Raw genomic sequence first — 26441 nt, 5'->3', positions numbered from 1 at the left:
CGTGCGGCTGCAACTCGAGGTGCCGGCCACCTCGGCGAATCTGGGACCGGGATACGACGCATTCGGCCTCGCCCTGGACATCGTCGACACGCTGACCCTGACCGTCCACGACGACCCCGTCGACCCGGAATCGTGTGTCACGGTATCGGGGGAGGGGGCGCAGGCGCTGCCGCGCGATCGCTCCCATCTGGTCATGCGCGTCATCGCCGAGGTGTTCGCCGCCGAATTCCCCGCCGCGGACGAGTCGCTGATCGACAGGATCGAACTCGACTGTCGCAACCGGATCCCGCATTCCCGAGGGCTGGGCTCATCGGCTGCGGCCGTCGTGGCCGGCATCGGCCTGGCCTCCGAGCTCGGAGGCCTGACCACCGGTGCGCGGTTGGATCGCAGACGCATCCTCGAGATCGCCACGGACTTCGAAGGCCACCCCGACAACGCGGCGCCGGCGATCTTCGGCGGGCTGACCATCTCCCTGTCCGGACCGGCCCGGACCTGGCAGGTGCCGGTGCGAACGATCGACGAGGTCACCGTGCTCATCCCCGATGTCCGCCTGGACACGGACGTCGCCCGCAGTCTCATCCCCGCTGTCATCGACCATGACCTCGCGGCGGAGAACTCGGCCCGTTCGGGACTGCTGGTGCACGGGCTCGTCAACGACCCCTCAGCGCTCTTCGAAGCCACCAGTGACAAGCTCCATCAGGAGTTCCGCCGCAGTGTCTACCCGGAGTCGATGGCCCTGGTCGATACGCTGCGCGGACACGGGCTGTCGGCTGTCGTCTCCGGCGCCGGGCCCACCGTGCTCGTCCTCGACGGGCCGGTGCCCGACACCGCTGTGCCCGCCGGCATCAGCGCCCATCGAACCTCGATTGACCTCGGGGGATACCGGGTGAGCGAAGAAAATTGAGGAAACGATTCGCATGATCGGCTCCGAACCAGTAGAATGAAGGTGTTCCGACAGTGGACGGCTTCCCGCTGATCTTCACGGGTCCGTTGCCGATGTCAAACATTCTGGAACATCTCCTGCTCATTCATCAGCAGGTTTTCTTTCACAACGCACCGTCAATGGTGCTTCCGTCGCCGTGAGCAAACGGCACATGCCGCACGGCCGAAAGAGGGAGAAGGACCTTCGTGTCTGAAACCACCACTCAGGATTCCACGCCGCGCTCTGGCAGCCTCACAGCTCTGCGGCTGCCGCAGCTTCAGGAAATGGCAGCCGGCCTGGGGATCAAGGGTTACCGTCGCCTTCGCAAGAGCGAACTGATCGACGCCATCAACAGCCACTCGGGCGGATCCGCGGAAGCGTCCGCGAAGTCCGCCCCTGCCGAGAAGAAGTCCGCCGCCGATGCGGCGCGCGGCAAGTCAGAGAAGTCGGCGGAGAAGTCGGACGAGCAGAAGCAGGAGTCGACGAACCGTCGCTCCTCGCGCCGTGCCGCCGCACCGTCGTCCGAGGAGCCGGCCCTCATCGTCGAACCCAGCTCAGACGCGGCGGCCGGACAGGAGACCGCCGCCGAGAAGTCGGAGGGTTCCTCGCCCGAAGGACAGCGGCGATCAGGACCGTCAGCAGTCCCGTCGCAGCCGTTCTCGTTCGCGCAGCTCCGAGTCCCCGGCCGAGAGCCGGGACCAGCAGTCGGACGATTCGTCCGAACGCGGCGGCCGACAGGACCGCGGCTCCGACCGCGGCGGTCGTGACAACGAGCGTCGCGCCAAGCACAGCGATCGCTCCGATGACGACCGGGGCGGTCATGACAAGGGTCGCGGCAACGCCGACCGCGACAGCGACGACCGGGGCGGAAACGACCGGAACAGCTCCGGTCGTGACGACCGGTCCGGCCGTGACGACCGCGGCGGCAATGACCGCGGCGGCCACGACCGCAGCGGCGGAGGCAACGATCGCTCGCACCGCAACGACCGCGACAACGGCGGCAATCGTCGCGGACGCGGTCGGGACCGCAAGCGTCGCGGTCGCGGCAATGACGAGCCGGACATCCGCCACGACGACGTGCTCATCCCCGTCGGCGGCATCCTCGACGTCCATGACAACTATGCGTTCCTGCGCACTTCCGGTTACCTCTCGGGCCCGAACGACGTCTACGTCTCGGCCTCGATGGTGCGGAAGAACGGTCTGCGCAAGGGCGATGCCGTCGCCGGCGCGATCCGCCAGCCGCGTGAGAACGAACATCGGGGCGGCAAGCGCGAGAAGTTCGACGCACTCGTCCGCCTCGACTCCGTCAACGGACTGACCGTCGACGATGCTCGCAGCCGCGTCGAGTTCTCGAAGCTCACCCCGCTCTACCCGCAGGAGCGCCTGCGGCTGGAGACCACCTCGAAGCTGCACTCGACGCGTCTGATCGACCTCATCACGCCCATCGGCAAGGGCCAGCGCGGTCTCATCGTCGCGCCCCCGAAGGCCGGTAAGACCACGATCATGCAGCAGATCGCGAATGCGATCACCGAGAACAACCCCGAAGCGCACCTCATGGTCGTCCTCGTCGACGAACGTCCCGAGGAAGTCACGGACATGCAGCGTGCCGTCAAGGGCGAGGTCGTCGCGTCGACCTTCGACCGCCCGGCCGACGACCACACGACGATCGCCGAGCTCGCCATCGAGCGCGCCAAGCGTCTGGTCGAGATGGGTTCGGACGTCGTCGTCCTGCTGGACAACATCACCCGCCTCGGGCGTGCCTACAACATCGCCCAGCCGGCCTCCGGCCGCATCCTCTCCGGCGGCGTCGACGCCAATGCGCTGTACCCGCCGAAGAAGTTCTTCGGCGCCGCACGCAATATCGAGGGCGGCGGTTCGCTGACCATCCTCGCCACGGCGCTGGTCGAGACCGGGTCGAAGATGGACGAGGTCATCTTCGAGGAGTTCAAGGGAACCGGCAATATGGAGCTGCGCCTGAGCCGCCAGCTCGCGGACAAGCGCATCTTCCCTGCCATCGACGTCAACGCCTCGAGCACCCGTCGCGAAGAGATGCTCATGACCTCCGAAGAGACGAAGGTGATGTGGCAGCTGCGTCGGCTGCTGTCCGGCCTCGAACAGCAGCAGGCCGTCGAACTGCTCATGTCCAAGCTCAAGGAGACGGGCTCGAACGTCGAGTTCCTCATGCAGGTCCAGAAGACGACACCCCTGCCGAAGTCCTCGACCGACAACAGCTGAGATGGCCGACGACACTCTCACGGCCAGTGTCAGCGTTCTGCTCGATGAGCACGCCCGGGTGCAGGAGGAGCTCTCCGACCCAGCCGTCCATGCTGATGCGGGCCGGGCCAAGAAGCTGACGAGGCGGTACGCGGAACTCGAAAAGGTCGCTGCGGCCGCCCGGCACTTCGCCGAGCTCGAGTCCGATCATGCTGCGGCCGTGGAGCTGGCCGAGGACGACGCCGACTTCGCAGCCGAGGCCGAGCGCCTGTCCAAAGAGCTGGTGAGCGTCGAGTCCGAACTCAGAGACCTCCTCGTGCCCAGCGATCCCGATGACGCCCGCGACGCGATCATCGAGATCAAAGCCGGTGAGGGCGGTGAGGAATCGGCGCTGTTCGCCGCCGATCTGCTGCGGATGTATCAGCGCTGGATCGACTCCCGCGGCTGGACCAGTCAGATCCTCGATGCCACTCATTCCGACCTCGGCGGTTTCAAGGACGTGACCATGGCCGTCAAGGCCAAGGACGACGGCGCCTACGGCTGGATGAAGTTCGAAGGCGGAGTGCACCGGGTCCAGCGCGTGCCGGTCACCGAGTCCCAGGGCCGCATCCACACCTCCGCCGCCGGTGTCCTCGTCTTCCCCGAGGTCGACGAACCGGAGGAGGTCCAGCTCGACGACCACGATCTGCGCATCGACGTCTACCGTTCCTCGGGGCCCGGGGGCCAGTCGGTGAACACCACCGACTCCGCCGTTCGGATCACCCATCTGCCGACCGGCATCACTGCCAGCTGCCAGAACGAGAAATCGCAGCTGCAGAACAAGGACGCGGCCATGCGCATGCTCCGCGCCCGGATCCTGGCCAAGCAGGCGGAGGAGGCCGCCGCCGAGGTCGCGGACATCCGACGCTCACAGGTGCGCACCGTCGACCGTTCGGAGAGGATCCGCACCTACAACTTCCCGGAGAACCGGATCACCGATCATCGGACCGGGTTCAAGGCCTATAACCTCGACCACGTGCTCGCCGGCGACCTCGATCCGGTCATCGGCTCCTGCCGTGACGCCGACAAGGCGGCACGACTCGACGCTCTGGGAGACTGAACTGGACACCGGCGACCCCACACGCGTCAGCGATCCCACACGTGTCAGCGATCTCCTGCGCGAAGCCATCAGCCTGCTCACCGCGGCCGAAGTGCCCACCCCTGAGACCGATGCGCTGACGCTGCTCGCGCACGCCTGGGGCATCGACCGGACCGCGCTGAGCAGGAAGCGACTGTTCGATGATCCGGTGCCCACGGACACCAGGAACGAATTCGCCCGACTCTGTGAACGTCGCCGGGCCCGGGTCCCGCTGCAGCACCTGACCGGAATCGCCCACTTCAGACACCTCGAGCTGCGTGTGGGACCCGGAGTGTTCGTCCCCCGACCGGAGACCGAGCTCATCGTCGGCGCGGCCCTCGCCGAGCTCACAGGGCGCGGCCGGACCGGACGCCCCTTCGTCATCGACCTGTGCTCGGGCTCCGGAGCGATCACCCTGGCGCTGGCCACGGAATTCGAGGGCGTCGACGTCCTCGGCGTCGAACGCGAATCCGCGGCGCTGGACTGGGCGCGGGAGAACCTCGGGCTGACCCGCCTCGGCGACTCGAGCGTCGAATTCCTCCAGGCGGATGCGACGACGATCACGGCGAGCCGACCGCAACTGATCGGGCACGCCGATGTGGTCGTGACGAATCCTCCCTATGTTCCCGACGACGCCGTGCCCCGCGATCGCGAAGTCGCCGACCACGATCCGGCCGCCGCACTCTACGGGGGCGAGTCCGGACTCGAAGTGCCCGCGCTCATCGTCGTCGAGGCCGAATCGCTGCTGCGCCCCGGCGGCCTGCTGCTCATGGAACACGGCGAAGAGCAGGGCGAGCGTGTCCGAGAACTGATGGAATCCACGGCCAGTCTGAGACAGGCCGCGACCCACCCGGACTACACTGGACGCGACCGCTTCACCCTCGCGCGCCGACAGGCGCCCTGAAACCGGTGAACGTCAACCGCCGCTGAGACCACTGCCCAGAGATTCGAAACGGAGAACTCGTGTCGAGACGATTCGACGTCAGCCAGGCCGAAATCCGTGACCTCGTGTTCGACGAGTGCGCACGCGTGGCCGACACGGGCAATCTGCTCGTCATCCCCACCGACACCGTCTACGGCATCGCCGCCGATGCCTTCAGCGCTGCAGCCGTGGCAGCCCTGCTGGCGGCGAAGGGCCGCGGCAGAGACATGCCCCCGCCGGTGCTCGTGCCCCGCTCGGAGACGATCTTCGGACTCGTCGACGGAGTCGATGAGACGATCCTGGCACTGACCTCCCGGTTCTGGCCCGGCCCTCTGACGATCATCGCCGATGCCCAGCCCTCGCTGGACTGGGACCTCGGCGACACCCACGGGACCGTGGCCGTGCGCATGCCCGATGATGAATACGCCCTGTCCCTGCTCTCCCGCACGGGACCTCTCGCGGTCTCCAGCGCCAACATCTCCGGCCGGCCGGCCGCCACCACCGCCGACGAGGCTCAGGAGATGCTCGGCGATGACGTCGACATCTACGTCGACGGGGGAGCGAGGGAATCGGGGATGTCCTCGACCATCATCGACCTCAGCGGCGACGTTCCGCGCATCGCGCGGCGTGGACCCATCACGGCCGAGCAGCTGCGCGAAATCGTCCCCGAGCTCATCGACCTGGACGGCTGAGTGCGCGCCTACCTCTTCATCCTCCTCGTCTCCGCCCTCGTGGCGTATCTGCTGACCCCGATGGTCAAGCGGGTCGCCGAACGGGGCCGGATCTTCTCTCCGCTGCGCGAACGCGATGTGCACTCCGTGCCGACTCCGCGCCTCGGGGGAGTGGCGATGTTCGGCGGCCTGCTCGTCGGCCTCGTCTTCGCCTCCCAGACGCCGTTCCTGCAGAGGATCTTCGTCGACACCGGACCGATCATCGGCGTCGCCGGAGCCGCCGGACTGCTGTGCCTGCTCGGCGTCGTCGACGACATCTGGGACCTCCACTGGATGGCCAAACTCGCCGGTCAGGCACTGGCCGCTGGCTTCATGGCGATCAAAGGCGTGGCACTGCTGTCCATCCCCTTCGGCGGAGTCATCATCGGCTCTCCGCGGATGTCGCTGATCGTGACCGTGCTCGTCGTCCTCGTCACGATCAACGCGGTCAACTTCGTCGACGGGCTCGACGGCCTGGCCGCGGGGGTCGTGGCCATCGGCGGCAGCGCCTTCTTCATCTACTCCTACTGGCTGGCTCGAGACGCCTCACCCGACTCGTATGCCAACCTCGCCTCCCTGATCACCGCGATCCTCGTCGGCGCCTGCATCGGATTCCTGCCGCACAACTTCAACCCCGCCCGCATCTTCATGGGCGATTCGGGCTCGATGCTCATCGGTCTGCTGCTGGCGGCCTCGACGATCCGTGTCACCGGCCAGGTCGATCCCGCACTCATCGGACAGGAGCGGGCCTTCGCGACCTTCATGCCGATCATCCTGCCCGTCGCGGTGATGTTCCTGCCGCTGCTGGACCTGGGGCTGGCCGTGGTGCGCAGGCTGCGAGCCGGCCAATCCCCGTTCTCCGCCGATGCCAAGCACCTGCATCACCGGATGCTGCGCCTGGGCCACTCGCATGCACGCGCGGTCCTCATCCTCTACACCTGGACGGCGCTCATCGCCTTCGGCTCGGTGCTGCTCCTGTTCAAAGGTTGGATCTTCGCCGCCTGCCTCATCGGCGGCCTCGTCGCCATCACCCTGATCTTCACCTTCTACCCCCTGCGAATGCGTCAGAAAGCCAGAGAGGAAATCTCGTGACCGATCCGAGCCCGCGAACCGAAACCGCAGTCGAGGCGGCCTGGACCCGAGTCTGGAAGTCCCTGCTGATCCGCGGCATCGTCCTCGTCCTCGTCGTCGCAGCTCTCGGCATGGGTCTCGGCTGGCTGATCTCCGGCACGACCGGTCTCGTCGGCGGCGCCGTCGGCGGGGGACTGGCGGCGGTCTTCATCATCATCACGCTCGTGATCATGTACTTCGGTCGGAACCTGGGCCTGACAACCGTCGCCGGACTGCTCGGCGTCGGATTCCTGTTCAAGGCCTTCATCTTCATGATCGTGATCTGGCGGATCAAGGACGCGGCCTGGCTCGACGGCACCGTGGCCTTCCTGACGATCGTCGTCGCCGTGCTCGGCACCTCGATCGTCGAGGCGATCACCGTCGTCAAGGGGCGCGTGCCCTATGTGGACCCCGAAGCCGAATGAGACTCGAATCCGGCAGAGCATCCGGTGGAATCGGTGACGTCGACCCGGTTCGCAACGACGATGACGTGTCGGATAAAATCGTTGACAGAAATTGCACAGAGAAGCCTGATGAATTTGTCGGTGACTCTCTACAATTGGTAGAGTAGGCACGGTGCTGGGGCGGTTATACGGCCTCTGTCGCTCCTGAACCTCACGCCGCGCACCGACTGCACGGCCAAGGCCAGGCCATCAAGGCCCCTGACCATGGGAGAGAAATAACAACGTGGGAACTCTTAACGCCGCGAACACATTGATCACTGCTGCAGAAGGCGGCTTCCACGCTCCTTCGATGTCGGAGTTCTTCCCGGCACCGTTCCTCTTCGAAGGCACCCCGTTCGAGATGAACCGGGTGATGCTCATTCGCCTGATCGCGACGGTCGCCGTGGTTGTCGTCCTCGCCGTGTGGGCCAAGCGCATGAAGCTCGTCCCCGGCCGCTTCCAGTCGACGATGGAACTGGCGATGGAGTTCGTCACCGTCGGCATCGCCGAGGACACGATGGGCAAGGAGAGGGCGAAGAAGTTCATGCCGCTGATCGTGGCGGTGTTCTTCGGCATCCTGTTCTGGAACGTCACGAAGCTCATCCCGTTCCTCAATATGCCCGGCACCGGAGTCATCGGTCTGCCGCTGGTCATCACACTCGTGGTCTACGTGACCTACCACTGGGCGGGCATCGCCGAGAAGGGTCTGGGGCGCTACCTCAAGGACGCACTCGTTCTGCCCGGCGTGCCGCCGGCCATGCACATCCTGCTCATCCCAATCGAATTCATCACGAAGTTCGTCACGCAGCCGTTCACGCTCGCGATCCGACTCTTCGCGAACATGATGGTCGGCCACCTGCTGCTGGTCCTGTGCTTCTCCGCGACGAGCTTCTTCCTCTTCGACGCCTCGAACGGATTCCAGTTCTTCTCCATCCTGACCTTCGCCGGAGGAATGTTCGTCTTCCTCCTCGAAATGCTGGTCGTGGTCCTGCAGGCATACATCTTCGCCCTGCTCGCCTGCGTCTACATCAATTCGGCTGTCTCGGAAGAACACTGAGTCAGCCACTCAGATCCGTAACTCACGAGTTGCACGGTCGGGCCAACCACCCGACTTCATTATGAAAGGAATAGCATCCTATGGATATGCTCGCCGCAGTTGAAGGTAGCGTTTCGACGATCGGTTACGGCCTCGCCGCAATCGGCCCCGGTGTCGGTCTCGGCATCGTCATCGGAAAGACCATTGAGGGAACCGCACGTCAGCCCGAGATGGCCGGCGCCCTGCGCGGAAACATGTTCCTCGGTATCGCTCTGATCGAGGCCCTGGCCCTCATCGGTATCGCGACCCCGTTCTTCCTCCCCTGATCTCGAAGAGGACTGAAAGATGACTCCGGTAAACATCGTTGCGGCCGCGGAGAACCCGCTTCTCCCCGCGCTGTATGACATCATCTGGAGTGCCGTCTGCCTGCTGATCGTCTTCCTGGTTGTCTGGAAGTACGTCCTCCCGGCCTTCAACCGCACTCTCGATGAGCGCGCCGCGCGCATCCAGGGCGGAATCGAGAAGGCCGAAAGAGTGCAAGCCGAAGCCGATCAGGCTCTGGCCGAGTATCAGAAGCAGCTCGCCGACGGTCGTGCCGAAGCGGCACGACTGCGCGCCGAGGCCCAGGAAGAAGGCGCTCAGATCATCGCCGACATGAAGGCACAGGCTCACACCGAGGCTGATCGCATCATCGAGTCGGCACAGACTCAGATCAACGCCGAACGCCAGTCCGCCATGGTTCAGCTGCGTTCCGAGGTCGGCACCCTCGCCACGGATCTGGCCTCCCGCATCGTCGGGGAGTCACTGACCGATGATGAGCGCTCGGCCAATGTCGTCGATCGCTTCATCGCCGATCTCGAGTCCGACTCGTCCGCACAGCCGGTCAAGGGGGCGTGATGCTCCAGTCGAGCAGATTGTCCCTGCAGGCCGTCCTCGAAATCGCGAATTCCGAGATCTCGGGGGCAGACCCACGCCAGATCGGTGAGGAGACTCTGGCCGTGGTCGGAGTGCTCGCCGAGAACGTCGCACTGCGCAAGACCTTGGCGGACTCATCCGAGTCAGCTGAGAAGAAGCAGCACCTGCTGCGGGCTCTGTTCTCGACTCGGACCGCGGATGCGGTTCTGCGGATCGCTGATGCGGCCGTCGGCCAGCGCTGGGCACGGACCCAGGACCTGGTCACCAGCCTCGAAGTCGCCGGCGTGACCGCGATCGCCGCTGCCGCGCAGGCCACCGGCCAGCTCGGTGAGGTCGAAGAGGAGATCTTCCGCTTCGCGCGTCTGCTGGAATCGAACCACGATCTGTCCCGCGCACTCGACTCGCAGGCTCAGGACGAGAGCAAACGTGCCCTTGTCAACGACCTGCTCTCAGGCAAGGCACAGCCAGAAACCATCACGCTGGTCGAACAGGCGTCCCTGCACCCACGTGGACTCCGCGTGGCGACGGCGCTGGACCAGTACAGCGACATCCTCGCAGCCCGGCAGCAGCGATCGGTTGCGGACGTCACCGTCGCCAAGCCGCTGAGCGAGTCTCAGACCGACAGGCTGCAGGCGGCTCTGTCTGCCAGCTACGGTCGTGAGCTCGTGCTCAATGTCCAGGTCGATCCCGAGGTCCTCGGGGGAGTCCGGGTCCAGGTCGGCGACGAGATGATGAACTCGACCGTGGCCGATCGACTGGCCGATGTGCAGCGCAAGCTCGCAGGTTGACACTAGTGGCCGGCTCCTCCGGCAGCACAGGCGGCCCACCGGTCGCCGGACGCAAGATTTGAGTAAAGGAAGCAGGGAAACCAGATGGCGGAACTGACAATTCGCCCGGAAGAGATTCGGGACGCTCTCGGGAAGTTCGTTGAGTCGTACAACCCCGAGAGCTCGGAGAAGACCGAGGTCGGCAAGGTCGTCACCGCTGGTGACGGGATTGCCCACGTATCGGGTCTGCCCGGCACCATGGCCAACGAGCTCCTGCGGTTCGAAGACGGCACCCTGGGGCTGGCGCAGAACCTCGACGAACGGGAGATCGGCGTCGTCATCCTCGGCGAGTTCTCCTCGATCGCTGAAGAACAGAACGTCTACCGCACCGGCGAGGTCCTGTCGATCCCGGTCGGCGATGGATACCTCGGTCGTGTCGTCGATCCGCTGGGTCGTCCCGTCGACGGACTCGGCGACATCGAGACCGTCGGCCGCCGTGAGCTCGAGCTCCAGGCCGCAGGCGTGATGGACCGGCAGGAGGTGCGCGAGCCCCTCCAGACCGGCTACAAGAGCATCGACGCGATGATTCCGATCGGCCGTGGACAGCGTCAGCTGGTCATCGGTGACCGCAAGACCGGCAAGACCGCTCTGGCGATCGACACGATCATCAACCAGAAGGCCAACTGGGAGACCGGCGACCCGAAGCAGCAGGTCCGCTGCATCTACGTCGCTGTCGGCCAGAAGGGCTCGACCATCGCCGGCGTGCGTCGTTCGCTGGAAGAGGCAGGAGCTCTCGAGTACACGACCATCGTGTCCTCACCTGCTTCGGATCCGGCCGGATTCAAGTACCTCGCACCCTACTCCGGCTCGGCCATCGGTCAGCACTGGATGTACGACGGCAAGCACGTCCTCATCGTCTTCGACGATCTGTCGAAGCAGGCCGAAGCCTACCGCGCCGTGTCGCTGCTCCTGCGTCGTCCGCCGGGCCGTGAGGCCTACCCGGGTGACGTGTTCTACCTCCACTCGCGTCTGCTCGAACGCTGTGCGAAGCTCTCCGACGAGCTCGGCGGCGGCTCGATGACCGGTCTGCCGATCATCGAAACCAAGGCCAATGACGTCGGAGCGTTCATTCCGACCAACGTGATCTCGATCACCGACGGTCAGATCTTCCTCCAGTCGGACCTCTTCAACGCCGGTCAGCGTCCCGCTGTCGACGTGGGTGTGTCCGTCTCGCGTGTCGGCGGCTCCGCACAGACCAAGGCACTCAAGGGCGTCTCCGGTACGCTGAAGATCTCGCTGGCTCAGTACCGCTCGCTCGAGGCCTTCGCGATGTTCGCCTCTGACCTCGACGATGCGACCAAGCGCGATCTGGCTCGCGGCGCACGCCTGACCGAACTGCTCAAACAGGGTCAGTACACCCCGATGCCGTTCGAGAAGCAGACCGTGTCGATCTATGCCGGCACCCACGGCTACCTCGACGACATCCCGGTCGACGATGTGCTGCGCTTCGAGTCCGAACTGCACGATCACATCGAACGCAAGACCGGCGTCTTCACCACCATCCGTGAGACCCTCAAGCTCGACGACGATACTGCCGAAGAGCTGAAGAACGCGCTCGACGAGTTCTCGCAGAACTTCATCAGCTCGGATCAGAGCGGGTCGAAGGCCGGCAGCGAAGACACCGCCACCGCGTCTTCTGACGATGTCGAGCAGGAGCAGATCGTTCGGCAGAAGCGTTGATCCTGTTCCGTAACGGCGAAAGGAAGAACTGATGGGAGCCCAGCAGAGGGTCTTCAAGCAGAAGATCCGCTCGACTCAGTCCTTGAGGAAGATCTTCAAGGCGATGGAGCTCATCGCTGCTTCGCGGATTCAGAAGGCCATTGCCCGCTCGCAGGCCGCCAGCCCCTATGCCAACGCCCTGACTCGGGCGGTCTCGGCGGTGGCAAGCGAGTCGAACGTCGAGCACGTGCTCACGACGGAGTCGGAGAACGTCTCTCGTGCCGCTGTGCTCGTGATCGGGCCCGACCGTGGTTTCGCCGGAGCCTATTCGGCGAACCTGCTGCGCGAGGCCGAGGAGCTCATTCGGCTTCTGCACAGCGAGGGCAAGGACGTGCAGCTGTTCACGGTCGGCAGCAAGGCGAAGAACTACTACACCTTCCGCGATCGCAAGATCGAGAGGTCCTGGACCGGCATCTCCGAGAACCCTGTGGCCGAGAACGCCCGGGAGATCGGCGAAGCCCTGTTGGAGAACTTCGATCCGGAGTCCGAGGACTCGGGGGTCGACGAGATCTACATCGTGTTCACGAGGTTCGTCTCCAGCGTCACGCACGATCCGGAATACCGGCGACTGCTGCCGCTGGAGGTCGTCGACGCCGATGAGGCGTCGACGGGTGGAGGGTCGGCAGAGGCCTCAGGTGCCGCGGCGTTCCCGCTGTACGAGTTCGAACCCAGCGCCGAGGCCGTGCTCGATGCCCTGCTGCCGCGCTACATCGATTCGCGCATCCTCTCGGCCCTGCTGAGCGCTGCGGCCTCCGAGCAGGCGTCGCGGCAGGCAGCGATGAAGACGGCCACGGACAACGCGGATGATCTCATCAAGACCTACACCCGGTTGGCCAACACGGCCCGCCAGGCGGAAATCACCCAGGAACTCACCGAGATCGTCGGTGGGGCGGATGCCCTCGCGGCATCGGCAGCCGGCGACTGACCGGCGAGAGCAGAGAGAAAGAGACCATGACTGCCACAGCAACGGAAACCTCTCCGGCACAGGGCACCGCCCTCGGCCGGATTTCCCGAGTCATCGGCCCGGTTGTCGACATCGAGTTCCCGCTCGACTCCGTGCCAGAGATCTACAATGCACTGACCACTACGGTGGACCTGTCCGAGGGAACCAGGAAGCTGACCTTCGAGGTCGGTCTTCACCTGGGCAACGGACTCGTCCGCGCCGTGTCGCTCCAGCCGACCGACGGCCTCGTCCGCGGTCAGGAAGTCGTCGACTCCGGGGCACCGATCTCGGTGCCCGTCGGCGATGTCACCAAGCACCATGTGTGGAACACCACCGGAGACTGCCTCAACCTCGCCGAGGGCGAGGAGCTGGAGATCTCCGAACGGTGGCCCATCCACCGTCCGGCACCGGCGTTCGATGAGCTCGAGTCCAAGACCGAGATCCTCGAAGTCGGGATCAAGAGCATCGACTTGCTGACCCCCTATGTCCAGGGTGGAAAGATCGGCCTGTTCGGCGGCGCCGGTGTGGGCAAGACAGTGCTCATCCAGGAGATGATCTTCCGCATCGCGCACAACCACTCGGGCACCTCGGTGTTCGCCGGTGTGGGCGAGCGTACCCGTGAGGGCAACGACCTCATCATGGAGATGGACGAAGCAGGAGTGTTCAAGGACACCGCCCTGGTCTTCGGCCAGATGGACGAACCGCCAGGCACCCGTCTGCGCGTGGCCCTGTCGGCGCTGACCATGGCGGAGTACTTCCGCGATGTGCAGAACCAGGACGTGCTGCTGTTCATCGACAACATCTTCCGCTTCACCCAGGCCGGTTCCGAGGTCTCGACCCTGCTGGGTCGCATGCCCTCGGCCGTGGGCTACCAGCCCAATCTGGCTGACGAGATGGGTCTGCTGCAGGAACGCATCACCTCGACGCGTGGTCACTCGATCACGTCGATGCAGGCGATCTACGTTCCCGCCGATGACTACACGGACCCGGCCCCGGCGACGACCTTCGCCCACCTGGACGCGACCACAGAGCTCAGCCGCGACATCGCTTCTCGCGGTCTGTACCCGGCCATCGACCCGTTGGCCTCGTCCTCGCGCATCCTCGATCCGCTGGTCGTCGGTGACGAGCACTACCGTGTGGCCAACGAGGTCAAGGCGATTCTGCAGAAGAACAAGGAGCTGCAGGACATCATCGCCATCCTCGGCGTCGACGAACTCGGCGAAGAGGACAAGCTCGTCGTCCACCGTGCTCGTCGCATCGAGCAGTTCCTGTCGCAGAACACCTACACCGCTGAGAAGTTCACTCAGGTTCCCGGTTCGACGGTGCCGCTTGCCGACACGATCGAGGGCTTCGACAAGATCTGCTCCGGCGAGGTCGACCATGTTCCGGAACAGGCATTCTTCAACGTCGGTGGTCTCGACGACGTCATGCGCAACTACGAAGAGATGCAGAAGTAAGCCATGGCGACACTCGAAGTGAATGTCGTGGCTGCCGATCGCGAGGTGTGGGTCGGTGAGGCCAAGCGCGTCATCGCCCGCACCCTGGACGGCGAGATCGGCATCCTCCCGGGCCATGAGCCCGTGCTGGGTGTCGTCGCCGACGGCGAAACGCGAATTCTCACGACCGGGGAGGACACCGTCCGGGTCCAAGCCGATGGCGGTTTCCTCTCGGTCGAGAACAATCGCGTGATCATTGCCGCTGATCAGGCCGAACTTCTCTGATCTGCAGGTTACACTGGCAACCGTGAACCCTTCTGTCCTGCTGATCGTTCTGCTCTCGCTGGTAGGACTCGCGCTTGCCCTGATCGTCGTGGTGACGATCCGACGCAGGTCCATCTCGAAGCTCTCGGGTGCTTTTGACTGTTCCATCAACGTGGGCGAGGAGTATTCTTCTCGCCCACGTTGGCGTTTGGGCGTGGCCGTGTTCTCCGTCGCGTCCCTGGACTGGTACCCGGTCTTCGCGCTGACTCGCCGCGCGGCGTTCCGGCTTCCGCGCGCCGACCTCGACATCCTCGTGCGGCGCAAGCCGACCTCGGGGGAGCAGTACTCGGTTCTGCCCGATGCGGTCGTCGTCGACTGCTCCTACGGCAAGGCCGACGGCCGCCCACGCTCGGTGTCCCTGGCCATGGACACCGAATCACTGTCGACGATGGCCTCCTGGCTGGAGTCCTCACCTCCCGGCTTCAACCCGACGATGGGACGTTTCACCTGATGGATGTCTTTCGCTTGCACGGTCCTTCCCGCCTGACCGGTGCCGTCGATGTCAGAGGCGCGAAGAACAGCGTCCTGAAACTCATGGCCGCGAGTCTGCTGGCGGTGGGACGCACCACGATCACCAATGTCCCGGCCATCCTCGATGTGCGGATCATGGTCGAACTCCTCGTGCGTCTGGGCTGCGAGGTCGACTACGACTCCGACGACGGCGTCGTCAGCATCGACGTTCCGGCCGAAGTCGGGATCCAAGCCGATTATGAACTCGTCCGGGCGATGCGGGCCTCGATCTCGGTGCTCGGTCCGCTCACGGCACGGATGCGTGCCGCTCACGTCGCGCTGCCCGGCGGCGACGCCATCGGCTCCCGCGGTCTCGATATGCACCAGGCCGGCCTCGAGGCCCTCGGCGCCGAGGTCCACCTCGATCACGGGTACTTCGTCGCCGAAGCCCCCGGCGGGCTGCAGGGCACGGAGATCGTCCTCGAATTCCCCTCCGTCGGAGCGACGGAGAACCTCGTCATGGCCGCGACCCTGGCACATGGCACAACCACCATCGCCAATGCCGCTCGTGAACCCGAGATCGTCGACATCTGCACGATGCTCGTCGAGATGGGCGCCCGCATCGACGGCATCGGCACCTCCGATCTGACCATCACCGGCGTCGAGTCGCTGAGCCCCGTGACCCACCGGACCGTCGGCGATCGCATCGTCGCCGGCACATTCGCCTTCGGGGCGGCCCTCAGCGCCGGCGATGTCACGGTCCGCGGGGTCGGTCTCGAGCTCATGCCCAATATCGGACTGAAGCTGCGCGATTCCGGCGCCACCGTCGAAGAACTGGGTGAGATCAGTCTGTCAGACGGAACCCTGGGACAGGGTTTCCGCGTCATCGGAGCCGAGCGTCCTCAGGCGATCCGAGTGGCGACCATGCCGTTTCCCGGTTTCCCCACGGATCTGCAGCCCTTCGTCATCGCCCTGAACTCGGTCTCCGACGGCATCGGACTGCTGTCGGAGAATCTGTTCGAGGCACGCTGGCGCTTCGTCCAGGAGATCGCACGGCTCGGTGCCAAGGTGCGCATCGATGGCAACCACGCGCTTGTGACCGGCACCGACAGCCTCTCCGGCGCCGAGGTCGAGGCCTCGGACATCCGTGCAGGGGCAGGTCTCGTCATGGCCGCTCTGCGCGCCGGCGGAGTCACCGAAGTGTCGGGAATCGACCACATCGAACGCGGCTACGAGAACTTCGTCGCCAATCTGCGCAGCCTCGGTGTCGACATCGAGCGCGTGGAGAAGCCCGACGCGCTCAGCTTCGAATAGGCGCGCACAGGGCCGAGGGCTGCCCAGGGATTCGGCGCTGGAATCAATCGCTGGTTCATGGTTCGAGTCGCCGCGCATGTTTGGGGAGAACCCGCACTCGTTCAAGCCGGCGCTCATGTTTCGGGAGAAGCCACACTCGTTCAAGCCGACGAGCACCTGTCGATAGGTGCTCCTTTCCACCAATGTGTCCGGCCTTGAACCAGCGCGTTCGATGAACTCGTCTGCTCGCATGTACGGCATTTTCTGCGGCCTGTGATCTCGAGTCGACGGTTATCCACAGGCCGTTTCCGAACTCTGGCCTTTCCAAGGCACGACCGATCATGCTTGACGGTATGTTCGAGTGTCTGTCCACCTTTGCTCTCAATGAGGCCGGATGGGGCTGCCATCGCATCAAGGCCGCAGAACGATGCTGCCTGCGGCGGTTGGAGCGCGGTCGGTATCTCATCACTGCAATCTGCGACCACCCCGATCACGCCTTCACAGCAGCTATCGCCGCGGCCCCGACGACGACGCTGCCCGCGGAGACGAACGGGTTGCCCAAGCGCACGGAGGACCTGCGGATCCTCGTGAGATCGTATGTCGATCGTCTTCCGACCGATGCCGTGTTCTCCCATCGCAGTGCCCTCATCGCCCATGGTCTGCCGATCCCGTACATCGAGCCCGGCGAGGTGTTTGCCGAATCGGTGAGTCCGCATTACGGCGTGCGTCTGCAGAACATGCTGATCAGGCGACGGACCTTCGACGTCGATGCACTCGAGATCGTCAACGGGATTCCCGTGACGAACGTGGTGCAGACGATGCTCGATATTGCTCGGGACTGTCCGCTGGCCTTCTCCGTCGCCGTCCTCGACGCGGCTGTGCGCAGCTTCGCCGTGAGCATCGATGAGCTTCGCTCGTATGCCGAATCCCATCCGGTCCGGACAGGTGCGCGCAAGATCGCCTCAGCGCTGCGCAATGTCGACGCTCGGCGAGAGAACGTGGCCGAATCGATCTGTGCGATTCGCTTCGTCGAGCATTCGATCGTCGGTTTCGAACCGCAGGTCGACATCTGCGACTCGAGCGGCAGGCACCTGGGCCGGACCGACTTTGCGAATGAGCACGCCAAGGTGATCGCTGAATTCGACGGTGCCGGCAAAATACTACCTCGACGACGCCGATCCGCAGCAGGCGTTCGAACTCGAGCGTCGTCGTGAGTACGCGATGCACAACCAGGGGTGGACGGTCTTCCGCATCCGGTGGAGCGATCTGTTCTCAGCGGACGTCTTCCTGAGGATCAAAGAGGCTGTGCGCCAACACGACGTCATCGACATGATGCGAAGACGGCGGTCGTGATCGCGCTCACCCCTCGTTCAAGGCCAGTCGCGGCTGACGATCGGTCGACGAATCGACGGATGCTCGCCGCCTTCAACGGCAGGTGGGGAGAGCGTCGTCAACGGCAGGGGAGAGCGTCGTGAACGGCAGGGGAAAAGGCCGCCGTGAATGGCAGGCGACGGGGTCGGAAATGCGATCGGTGTCGCCAGCGATCAGAACAGTCGGGACTCGGGGTCGTCCATGCCGCGCAGGGCATCGTAGTCGAGAACGACACAGCGGATGCCGCGGTCCTCGGCCAGAGTGCGAGCCTGGGGCTTGATCTCCTGTGCCGCGAAGACGCCCTGCACGGGGCTGAGCCGGGGATCGCGATTCATCAGGTCGAGGTATCGGGTGAGCTGTTCGACTCCGTCGATGTCCCCGCGTCGTTTGATCTCAACAGCCACGGAATTCTGGACGTGGTCCTTGGCCAATATATCGACTGGCCCGATCGCCGTCATGTACTCGCGGCGAACCAGGCTGTAGCCCTCGCCGAGGGTTTCGATGTGCTCGGCCAGCAGCTCCTGCAGATGGGCTTCGACGCCGTCCTTGACCAGTCCCGGATCGACGCCGAACTCGTAGGTGTCGTCGGAGATCACCTCGGCGATGGAGATGATGAGACGGTCGCCGGTCTTCGTCTGCGACACCTCCCACACCTCGTCCAGTCCTGCTTCGGCCTGTTCGGCATCGGGCTCGAGGTGCCGGATCGTGCATGGGGGAGTCATCCAGTTCAGCGGCTTGTAGGAGCCGCCGTCGGAATGGATGAGGATCGATCCGTCGGACTTGAGAATGATGAGGCGGGTGGCCATCGGGAGGTGAGCGGTCAGACGACCGGCGTAATCCACGGAGCATTGGGCAATGACAAGACGCACGCGTTTCAGCCTACGTGAGACAATGGCTCAATGCCACGATCTTCATCCTCGCGTCGCAAGAACAAATGGCAGAGGTCGGCCCGTGACCTGTCCGAGACCACCGCCGGCTTGCGGACCACGCGCAGCCTGCCGGACGGAACCTGGTCAGTCCAGACGGTCAAAGGCAACGATTCGGGGAAGGTCTACGTCTGCCCGGGGTGCGGCCGGGATGTCAATGCATCCTCGACTCACATCGTCGCCTGGCGACAGGAGGCCCGGCATGGGATCGAGATCGGGGTCGAGAGCCGGCGACATTGGCATTCTCGGTGCTTCGACCGGTTCCGCTGATCGCCCTGGAGGGAGACTGACCCTCTTCGGCAACGACGAGGGGGCCCGCGAACGGGCCCCCTCGTTTTTCACTTCTCCGCGACCGCTACGTGATGAGTCTCAGCGCCGGTCACGGTCGCTGTCAGCGCAGCGAATTGCGTGAGCGTTTCGTCTTCGACCCCTTCTTGTTCGATCCCGAGTTCGACCCGGAGACCTGAGCGTTGATCGCAATGGTGTCCTCATCGGTGGCCCCGTTGGGCAGCTCATCCGAGCTGCTGTCCTTGTCAGCGGATTCCGATTCGGATTCTGAGCCGTTACTCGACTTCTCAGCCGAGGAAGCCTCGGTGGGGGAGTTCTGCCCCTTCGCGTCATCCGTCTGTGCGGCCTCGGACTCCGATGAGTCGGTTGCCTCCTGGGCCTGTGAGGATTTCGATTCCGAGGAATCAGTCTCTGCATCGCCCTTCTCCGAAGAGTCCGCCTGCGAGGAGTCCTCGGACTTCTGCTCGCCCTCGCCGGAACCGTCCTCGGCCAGCAGGTCCTCGAGCTCCTGGCCATCGGCGATCTGCTCGGTGGCATGGGAGGCGGACTCGGCCTTCGCCGGATCGACATTGTCGCCGCCCATGACCCCGGGCATGGCGAACAGCGACCGCAGCTGATCGAGCTGGGCGGTGATGGTCTTGCGCTGCTTGGTGAGCAGGTCGACCTGAGACTGCGCAGAAGCCACATTGCGCTTGGCTTCGGCCGCGGATTCCTCGATGGTCGCCTCGGCGGTGGCGCGGGCCTCGGAAATGAGGGTCTGTGCCCGCGACTTGCCGTCGGCGATGATGTCGTCGGCCTTCTTCACCGCATCGGTCCGAGTCTTCTCTGCCCTCTCCGCAGCCTGCTTGGCTTCGCTGTCGGCCTTGGCGGCCCGAGCCTGCGCTTCTTCGATGAGCTTCTTGTTCTCGGCCTGCGCCTCGTCGTAGCGCTTCTTGCGCTCGGACTCGGCTTCCTTGCGCTTGGCGGCGAGCTCGACTTCGAATTCGTTGCGGGCCTTCTTCGAGGCCTCGTCGCGAGCCTTGGCCGCCGCGAGCAGCTCATCGGCCTGAGCCTGTGCCGCCGCCACGGTCTCCTCGGCCTCGGTCTTGGCCTCGGCCCGCAGATCCGCCGCTTCCTTCTCGGCAGCCGCGCGCAGTTCGGAGAGTTCGTGATCGAGGCTCTCGCGTGCTTCCTTGGCCGCGGCGTCGTTGGCCTCCTTGGCCTGATTCGTCTCGCGTTCGGTGCTGGCCTTGAGCTCGGCGGCGCGCTTCTCGGCCGCCTTGACCGTCTCTTCGGCGCGCAGTTCGGCCGAGGAGATGATCGCATCGGCCTCGGACCGCGCATTGGACAGGGTGTCATTGCTCTCGGTATGCATCCGAGCCCGGGCCGAAGCCGCCTCGGCACGGGCCTTGTTCCGGATGGTCTCGGCATCGGAATTGGCCTGGGCCAGAGTCTCTCGGGCCTGGGACTCGGCGATCTTGAGCAGGTGGTCGATCCGACTGCCGGGAGGGCCCGAAGCCTCGGCATTGTCGTTCGCGGCCTTCTTCAGCTGAGCCTTGGCCTCCGAGAGTTCGCCTGCGATCTGCAGCTTCGCCCGATCGGCGTTGATGACCTGACTCCGCGCATCGGCCAGCGCCTTGCGGACCGATTCGATTTCGGTGCGCAACTGTTGAAGGCGCGAATCGACTTCACTCTTTTCGTAGCCGCGCATCGCTGTGCGGAATTCTTCGGTGGGCGTCACTGAAGCGAACTCCTATCGTCTCTGGAGGGGTGATCGGGGCTGTCCTCGTCCTACTCTAACGGAGACTCCATGAGTGTTGGGTGCGAATGCGCGATGGTGGACAGGCGCATTCCGAAGTGTGTCACAGACCCAGTGACGAAGGCCACAGACACCTCGACTACCCTGGGATATATCGAAAAGCACACGTGTCGGGGCGGGCGTCCGGGCGCGGAGATCCGAGGAGGAGAAATGGCTGATGCAGTGATCGTGGCCGGAGCTCGCACGCCGTTCGGGCGTCTGCAGGGCGAGTTGTCGAAGCTCAGCGCCGTCGAGCTCGGCGGCAGGGCCATTGCCGGCGCGATGGATCGTGCCGGAATCAAGGGCGAGGACGTCGAGTACGTCGTCATGGGTCAGGTGCTGCAGGCTGGAAACGGTCAGGGACCTGCGCGACAGGCGGCCGTCGATGCCGGAATTCCCATGAGCGTGCCAGCGGTGACGGTGAATAAGCTGTGCCTATCGGGGATCAACACGATCACTCAGGCGGCTCAGCTGGTCCGTGCCGGAGAGTATGACGTCGTCGTCGCCGGCGGTCAGGAGTCGATGAGTCAGGCACCGCACATGCTCCAGAAGTCGCGTGCCGGCTACAAGTACGGTGATGTCGTCGTCAAAGACCATATGGATTACGACGGTTTGTGGGACGCCTTCACGGATCAGGCCATGGGCGGGCTGACCGAAGAGGCGAATGCCGGTGACCGGGAGTTCTCCCGCGCAGACCAGGATTCGTTCTCCGCGCGCTCACACCAGCGTGCGGCACAGGCGCAGCGGTCCGGGGCCTTCGACAACGAGATCGTGCCGGTGACCATCAGCTCGCGCAAGGGCGATGTCACCGTCTCCGCCGATGAGGGGGTGCGACCCGAGACGAGCGCCGATTCCCTGGGCAAGCTGCGCCCGTCCTTCCGCAAGGACGGGACGATCACGGCGGGCAACGCCTCGCAGATCTCCGACGGAGCCTGCGCCGTTGTGGTGATGTCGCGAGAGAAGGCCGAGAAGATCGGCGCACCGATCCTCGCCGAGATCCGCTCCCACGCCTGGACCGCCGGTCCCGATTCGACACTGCAGCACCAGCCCTCGCAGGCCATCAGGGCCGCAGCCGAACGCGAAGGCGTGCCCGCGGATTCCTTCGACCTCTACGAGATCAACGAGGCATTCGCCGCTGTCGGTCTGGCCAGTTCCAAGGACCTCGGCGTCGACGAGGACAAGGTCAACGTCAACGGTGGCGCCGTGGCGCTCGGCCACCCGATCGGCGCTTCCGGTGCCCGCATCGTTCTCACCCTCGCCCTCGAACTCCAGCGCCGAGGCGGCGGCAGCGGCATCGCTGCCCTGTGCGGCGGCGGTGGTCAGGGCGATTCGCTGATCATCAACGTTCCGGCTCAGGGCTGAACCAGCCGGTATCGGCAAGCGGCGGAGGGCCATATGGTCCCTCCGCCGCACTCGAAGAAGGAGACGCATCATGCTCGCAGCATTTTCAGTCGCCCCCAGTGGGGGAGAGAACTCGGACGCATCGGTCCATGACGCCGTGGCCGCGGCCGTCGAGATCGTGCGTCGGTCCGGGCTGTCTCATCGAACGGACTCGATGTTCACCACCATCGAAGGCGAATGGGATGAAGTCTTCGCCGTCATCAAAGAAGCGACAGAGGCCGTCGGAGAATACGGCACCCGGGTATCTCTGGTGGTCAAGGCCGATATCCGTCCGGGATACACCGGAGAGATCGACGGCAAGATCGAACGTCTGGAGAAAGCGATCGACTCGCGCAGCGAGAGCTGAATGAAATTTTCTTCGAATTCACAGTGACGCGGCTCACGTTTGGGGTTAACCTTTTTCCAACGGAAGAAGGAGATGAACAATGAACGGTGCCAAGTACTTCTCGATCGCCACTGCGCTGACTCTGGTGGCCCTGCTGGGCTTCATGCTCGCCGGATTCTTTCCGATCATCGTCGACTTCGCCTTCGCCATCGAAGCCGTAGCCGTCGTGCTGGCCCTGACCGGCGTGGCGGTGGTGTCTTTCGTGACCATCCGCAAATCCTTGGAGCAGGCGGCGCGTCACTACTGATCCAGCAATGCTGCTCAGCGGCCCCGGCCCGTGGGCGCGGACTCGAACGGTCCCGTCCGGCCGGGGCCGCTTTCTGTTCTTCCGCGGCCATCGGTTACGATGTGTGAGCCTCCGTAGCTCAGTCGGATAGAGCAACCGCCTTCTAAGCGGTAGGTCGCGGGTTCGAGCCCCGCCGGGGGCGCTCTCCGGACACCGGCCTCACAATGCGAATTCGTCAGACGGCCGTCGACTCCTCCGACTTCCCTCATGCTTCGAGGCACTGCGCTCTCGGTCGACCCCGTCTTGCCCTGGGCAATTCCGTGCTGATACGGCGTGGCAGTTGGTGCCGAGCTGGGAAAACATGGAGAGTGGATGCGTGATGACAGAGAGCAAGAGTGCCGTGACGCCGCCTGTCGGCCAAGCGGTGAACGATATCGTCAAGCGCGTCTCCGAGACCCGCTTCACCCTGCAGACCGAGGACTGCGAAGACGGTCGTGCAGCGCACTCGGCGCTGTCCGCGGAGCTCAACGACTACGTTCTGCCGCGCATCAATCGCACCAGGACGCCTTTCCTCATCGCAGTCGGCGGCTCCACCGGGGCCGGCAAGTCGACGCTGGTGAACTCGCTCGTGGGTCGCGCCGTGAGCCCCGCAGGGGTGCGCCGACCGACGACGGGCAATCCCATCGTGATCCACAATCCTGCCGATGCGAAGCACTTCGAGCCCGAGCACTATCTGCCGGACCTGCCGCGCAGCACCGACCCCGGGTCGACGACGCCGGGCGTCGTCCTCATCGCCGACGACAGCGTCGAAGCGGGCACTGCGATCCTCGACTGTCCGGACATCGATTCGATCTCCGAATCGAATCGCGCACTGGCCCGCAGGACTCTGCTCAGCGCCGATCTGTGGCTGTTCGTGACCACTGCCAATCGCTATGCCGATGCCGCGCCCTGGGCACTGCTGAAGACGGCTGCCGTGCGCAGCACCTCCGTCGCCATCGTCCTGGACCGGGTTCCCCCTGAAGCCAACCGCGAGGTCAGGCACCACCTGTCGAGTCTGCTCGCCGAGGCGGGGCTGGAGAATTCGCCGATCTTCTCCGTGGCCGAACTCGAGCTCGAAGACGGGCTGCTTCCGCATTCGGCGATCTATCCCATCCGCTCCTGGATCTCACAGGTCGGCAGCGAAGGGGCTTCGCTGGAGCGCATCCGCGCTCGGACCCTGACCGGGGCCGTGTCCGCGCTACCCGGGAAGGTCAACGCCCTGGCTGATTTCGCTCAGTCGCAGGAGCAGGCCCACAGCGAGCTGGCGGCCTCACTGGACAGATGCTTCAGTGCCGCTGACTCGGTGCTGGCCGAGGTGTTCTCAGACGGGCGAGTCCTTCACGGTGAGGTCAATGCCAGATGGCAGGACTTCGTCGGCACGGGACAGCTGTTCCGCGGTCTCGAGCCGACGATGGCGCGTATGCGCGATCGGATCTCCTCGGCAGTGACCGGCAAGCACGATGCGGCGACACCGCTGCACATCGCGATCCTGCGCAGCGCCGCAGTCTCACTGCGGGAACAGGCGATCGCTGTGGTCGACGAAGTGAATGGTCAGTGGCGCAACACCGCTGCCGGTGCCGCCCTCATCGAGGAGCAGGCAGAGCTGCGGCATGTCGGCAGAGGTCTCGAGGACTCGGTCAAGGCCGCAGTCAGCGGCTGGTCCGATGAGGTGAACGCGCTTGTGCGCGACATCGGACAGGGCAGGAAGTCCAAGGCACGGATCCTCTCCTTCGGTGTCTCAGGAGTCTGCGCGGTCATCGAATACGCGACTTTCTGGGACCCGAGATACGCCAGCGATGCGGAACCGGCTGCTCGGCATGGCGCCGGGGTGGCGCTCAATCTGGCCGAAACGATCTTCGGCGAAGCCGAGGCCGCCGAACTCATCGGTTCGATCCGGCAGCGTTTCCTCACCGCCGCGGCGGGGATCGTCGGTGGCTGCCGCACCCCATTCGACAACGCACTGAGACTATCCGCGGTACCGGCGCGGCAATCGGGCGCTCTGCGCTCGTCCGGTGAACGACTTGAGGTGGCATTGTGAACAGTTCTGCACAGACGGAGATCCGGCGCCTGGCCGAGGGCATTCGGCACTCGCTGTCGCTGAGCGCCGACAAACTGAGCGGGGATGTTCGCACCGATGCTCAGAAACTGCTCGGACGAGCAGAGGACCGACTGGGTCTGGGGGAGGACTTCACGGTCGTGGCTTTCGCCGGCTCGACCGGGTCGGGCAAATCCTCTCTGTTCAACGCCGTCGCCGGTCTCGAGATCGCTCGCGTCGGCGTGCGGCGTCCGACGACCTCACGGCCCACGGCCTGCGTCTGGGGACAGGGCGGCAATGACGTTCTCGACTGGCTGCGCGTTCCCGAGCGGAGCCGAACCTGGCGCGAATCAGCACTCGATGGCGATGACCAGCGTCGCCTCCACGGCCTCATCCTCCTCGACCTGCCCGACCACGACTCGACCGCTGTTGAGCACCGGGTCGAATCCGACCGTCTCGTCGGACTCGTCGATGTCGTCTTCTGGGTGGTCGATCCGCAGAAGTATGCGGACTTCTCGCTGCACGCGGACTACCTGACCGAACTCGCTGAGAACAGCGCGAACATGGTCGTCGTCCTCAACCAGATCGACAAGCTCAGCCCCGAGGAACAGAAGGCCGCAACTGATCATCTGCGCCATCTGCTCAACGAGGACGGATTGAGCGATACGAACGTGCGCGTGTCCTCGGCCGTGACGCGTGAAGGCATTCCCGAGATCCGGAGCATCCTCGCTGACACCGTCGATACGAAAGACGCAGCGGCCGAGAGGCTGCTGGCCGATATGCAGGCGATGGCCAAGCGGATCCGCAAGGAGCTCGGCCAACCGGTGGCCGCACCCGATGAACTGCCCGGTGCCTCCCGCCTGGTCGAGACGATGTCCGATGCGGCAGGTGTCGACGCGGTGGCTCAGACCGTCCACGATGACTACCTCCGCCGTGCCTACCGCAAGACCGGCTATCCGGTGCTCGCCTGGATGCAGCGCAACACTCCGGACCCGCTCGGAGCCAAACACGGACAGGGACGCGACGAGCTCGTCCAGGCCTCTGTGCCGGCCACGACGAAGGCGCAGAGCTCACACGTGCGACTCATGGCCCACGAACTGATCACCGAATCAGTGTCGACGATGCCGCGAGCCTGGCAGAACGAAGCCGCCGAAGCCGAGAAGAGAAGCACTGCCGAACTGTCGGAGACTCTCGACTCGGCGGTGACCGCTGTGGATATCACACGACAGAACCCCGCCTGGTGGTCACTGGCCAACGCGGCGCAGATCGTCTTCTTCGTCGCGACCATCATCGGAGTCATCGGCATCATCGCATCGGCGCTGATCGCCGCGATCGGTTCCGGAGCGCTGCCGGCCTGGTGCTGGATCGTGAGCATCGGGGTGTTCGTCATCGGTGTCATCGGGTCCCTGGTCACCTCGTTGATGGCGAGATCCGCGCGTAGCAGGGGAGCGAACGAAGCGGCGGCCGAAGTCGACGGCAGACTGCGCGAAGCGGTCGGTCGAGTCGCCCGGAGTTCGTATCTGGATCCCGTGAAGGTCGTCATCGGCGAGCATCGGAAGGCCTATGAGCTGCTCGGTTGAGACTTGAACACAGCCCGTGCGACTCGGCCTCG

General features: G+C 64.8%; 24 protein-coding genes, 1 tRNA gene and 1 pseudogene. 24 read left to right on the top strand and 2 right to left on the bottom strand.

The annotated features are described in order from the left end of the window. Position 1 precedes the first annotated feature (1 nt). The 18 genes and pseudogenes from thrB to IG171_RS08110 all read left to right on the top strand — a co-directional run bounded on the left by thrB (position 2) and on the right by IG171_RS08110 (position 17595). A complete protein-coding gene (thrB, locus tag IG171_RS08195; protein WP_212131180.1) occupies positions 2-904 on the top strand; it encodes a homoserine kinase in 903 nt (300 codons plus the stop codon). Positions 905-1128: 224 nt separating this feature from the next. Further along, positions 1129-3157, top strand: a pseudogene (rho, locus tag IG171_RS08190) (transcription termination factor Rho). 1 nt (position 3158) lies between these two features. Next, entirely contained in the window at positions 3159-4235 is a 1077-nt protein-coding gene (prfA, locus tag IG171_RS08185; RefSeq protein WP_212131179.1) for a peptide chain release factor 1, read from the top strand. Next, positions 4192-5157, top strand: a complete 966-nt coding sequence (gene prmC / locus IG171_RS08180) for a peptide chain release factor N(5)-glutamine methyltransferase (protein WP_249204191.1) — start codon at positions 4192-4194, stop codon at positions 5155-5157. The genes prfA and prmC overlap by 44 nt, the downstream gene beginning before the upstream one ends. Before the next feature lie 59 nt (positions 5158-5216). Next, on the top strand, positions 5217-5867 hold the full coding sequence (locus IG171_RS08175) for an L-threonylcarbamoyladenylate synthase (protein ID WP_212131178.1): 651 nt from the start codon (positions 5217-5219) through the stop codon (positions 5865-5867). Next, complete coding sequence (locus tag IG171_RS08170; protein ID WP_212131177.1) at positions 5868-6977, top strand: MraY family glycosyltransferase; 1110 nt, start codon at positions 5868-5870, stop codon at positions 6975-6977. It begins immediately after the preceding gene. Continuing rightward, positions 6974-7420: a hypothetical protein gene (locus IG171_RS08165; RefSeq protein WP_212131176.1), complete on the top strand. Its 447-nt coding sequence runs from the start codon at positions 6974-6976 to the stop codon at positions 7418-7420. The genes IG171_RS08170 and IG171_RS08165 overlap by 4 nt, the downstream gene beginning before the upstream one ends. A gap of 262 nt (positions 7421-7682) precedes the next feature. Beyond that, positions 7683-8495, top strand: coding sequence for a F0F1 ATP synthase subunit A (gene atpB, locus IG171_RS08160; RefSeq protein ID WP_249204190.1), 813 nt, complete (start codon positions 7683-7685; stop codon positions 8493-8495). A gap of 80 nt (positions 8496-8575) precedes the next feature. Beyond that, entirely contained in the window at positions 8576-8800 is a 225-nt protein-coding gene (gene atpE, locus IG171_RS08155; RefSeq protein ID WP_209325103.1) for a F0F1 ATP synthase subunit C, read from the top strand. 19 nt (positions 8801-8819) lie between these two features. Next, on the top strand, positions 8820-9371 hold the full coding sequence (locus IG171_RS08150) for a F0F1 ATP synthase subunit B (RefSeq protein ID WP_212131175.1): 552 nt from the start codon (positions 8820-8822) through the stop codon (positions 9369-9371). After that, the gene (locus IG171_RS08145; RefSeq protein ID WP_212131174.1) at positions 9371-10177 is read left to right on the top strand and encodes a F0F1 ATP synthase subunit delta; all 807 of its coding nucleotides are present in this window, start codon (positions 9371-9373) and stop codon (positions 10175-10177) included. The genes IG171_RS08150 and IG171_RS08145 overlap by 1 nt, the downstream gene beginning before the upstream one ends. 84 nt (positions 10178-10261) lie before the next feature. Then, positions 10262-11896: a F0F1 ATP synthase subunit alpha gene (gene atpA, locus IG171_RS08140; protein ID WP_212131173.1), complete on the top strand. Its 1635-nt coding sequence runs from the start codon at positions 10262-10264 to the stop codon at positions 11894-11896. A gap of 31 nt (positions 11897-11927) precedes the next feature. Continuing rightward, on the top strand, positions 11928-12860 hold the full coding sequence (locus IG171_RS08135; RefSeq protein ID WP_212131172.1) for a F0F1 ATP synthase subunit gamma: 933 nt from the start codon (positions 11928-11930) through the stop codon (positions 12858-12860). 26 nt (positions 12861-12886) lie between these two features. Further along, a complete protein-coding gene (atpD, locus tag IG171_RS08130; RefSeq protein ID WP_212131171.1) occupies positions 12887-14335 on the top strand; it encodes a F0F1 ATP synthase subunit beta in 1449 nt (482 codons plus the stop codon). Between the two features lie 3 nt (positions 14336-14338). After that, complete coding sequence (locus tag IG171_RS08125; protein WP_212131170.1) at positions 14339-14599, top strand: F0F1 ATP synthase subunit epsilon; 261 nt, start codon at positions 14339-14341, stop codon at positions 14597-14599. A 22-nt stretch (positions 14600-14621) separates the two neighbouring features. Continuing rightward, positions 14622-15089, top strand: a complete 468-nt coding sequence (locus tag IG171_RS08120; RefSeq protein ID WP_135538628.1) for a DUF2550 domain-containing protein — start codon at positions 14622-14624, stop codon at positions 15087-15089. After that, complete coding sequence (gene murA, locus IG171_RS08115) at positions 15089-16402, top strand: UDP-N-acetylglucosamine 1-carboxyvinyltransferase (protein ID WP_212131169.1); 1314 nt, start codon at positions 15089-15091, stop codon at positions 16400-16402. The genes IG171_RS08120 and murA overlap by 1 nt, the downstream gene beginning before the upstream one ends. A 332-nt stretch (positions 16403-16734) precedes the next feature. Next, positions 16735-17595 (top strand): hypothetical protein, encoded by an 861-nt coding sequence (locus IG171_RS08110; RefSeq protein ID WP_212131168.1) that lies wholly within the window; start codon positions 16735-16737, stop codon positions 17593-17595. Positions 17596-17925: 330 nt separating this feature from the next. On the opposite strand, the gene nucS is transcribed toward IG171_RS08110, so the two are convergent. Then, positions 17926-18621: an endonuclease NucS gene (gene nucS / locus IG171_RS08105; protein ID WP_212131167.1), complete on the bottom strand. Its 696-nt coding sequence runs from the start codon at positions 18619-18621 to the stop codon at positions 17926-17928. Positions 18622-19069: 448 nt separating this feature from the next. Beyond that, positions 19070-20686, bottom strand: a complete 1617-nt coding sequence (locus tag IG171_RS08100) for a cell division protein (protein WP_212131166.1) — start codon at positions 20684-20686, stop codon at positions 19070-19072. Positions 20687-20914: 228 nt separating this feature from the next. Here IG171_RS08100 and IG171_RS08095 point away from each other — a divergent pair, with 228 nt between their 5' ends. The 6 genes from IG171_RS08095 (at position 20915) to IG171_RS08070 (ending at position 26409) form a co-directional block, all read left to right on the top strand. Further along, positions 20915-22105 carry an acetyl-CoA C-acetyltransferase gene (locus IG171_RS08095; protein WP_212131165.1) on the top strand — a complete coding sequence of 397 codons (1191 nt, stop codon included), beginning with the start codon at positions 20915-20917 and terminating at the stop codon, positions 22103-22105. 70 nt (positions 22106-22175) lie between these two features. Continuing rightward, complete coding sequence (locus IG171_RS08090; protein ID WP_212131164.1) at positions 22176-22490, top strand: thiamine-binding protein; 315 nt, start codon at positions 22176-22178, stop codon at positions 22488-22490. 79 nt (positions 22491-22569) lie between these two features. Continuing rightward, positions 22570-22776, top strand: a complete 207-nt coding sequence (locus tag IG171_RS08085) for a hypothetical protein (RefSeq protein WP_212131163.1) — start codon at positions 22570-22572, stop codon at positions 22774-22776. Between the two features lie 107 nt (positions 22777-22883). Beyond that, positions 22884-22957 (top strand) — tRNA-Arg (locus tag IG171_RS08080). A gap of 177 nt (positions 22958-23134) precedes the next feature. Then, entirely contained in the window at positions 23135-24832 is a 1698-nt protein-coding gene (locus IG171_RS08075; RefSeq protein ID WP_212131162.1) for a dynamin family protein, read from the top strand. Then, positions 24829-26409, top strand: coding sequence for a GTPase (locus tag IG171_RS08070; protein WP_212131161.1), 1581 nt, complete (start codon positions 24829-24831; stop codon positions 26407-26409). The genes IG171_RS08075 and IG171_RS08070 overlap by 4 nt, the downstream gene beginning before the upstream one ends. Positions 26410-26441: the final 32 nt, after the last annotated feature.

The organism is Brevibacterium sp. SMBL_HHYL_HB1 (assembly GCF_018208375.1).
GTDB lineage: Bacteria > Actinomycetota > Actinomycetes > Actinomycetales > Brevibacteriaceae > Brevibacterium > Brevibacterium intestinavium.
This window is presented reverse-complemented; position numbering and strand designations above follow the sequence as displayed.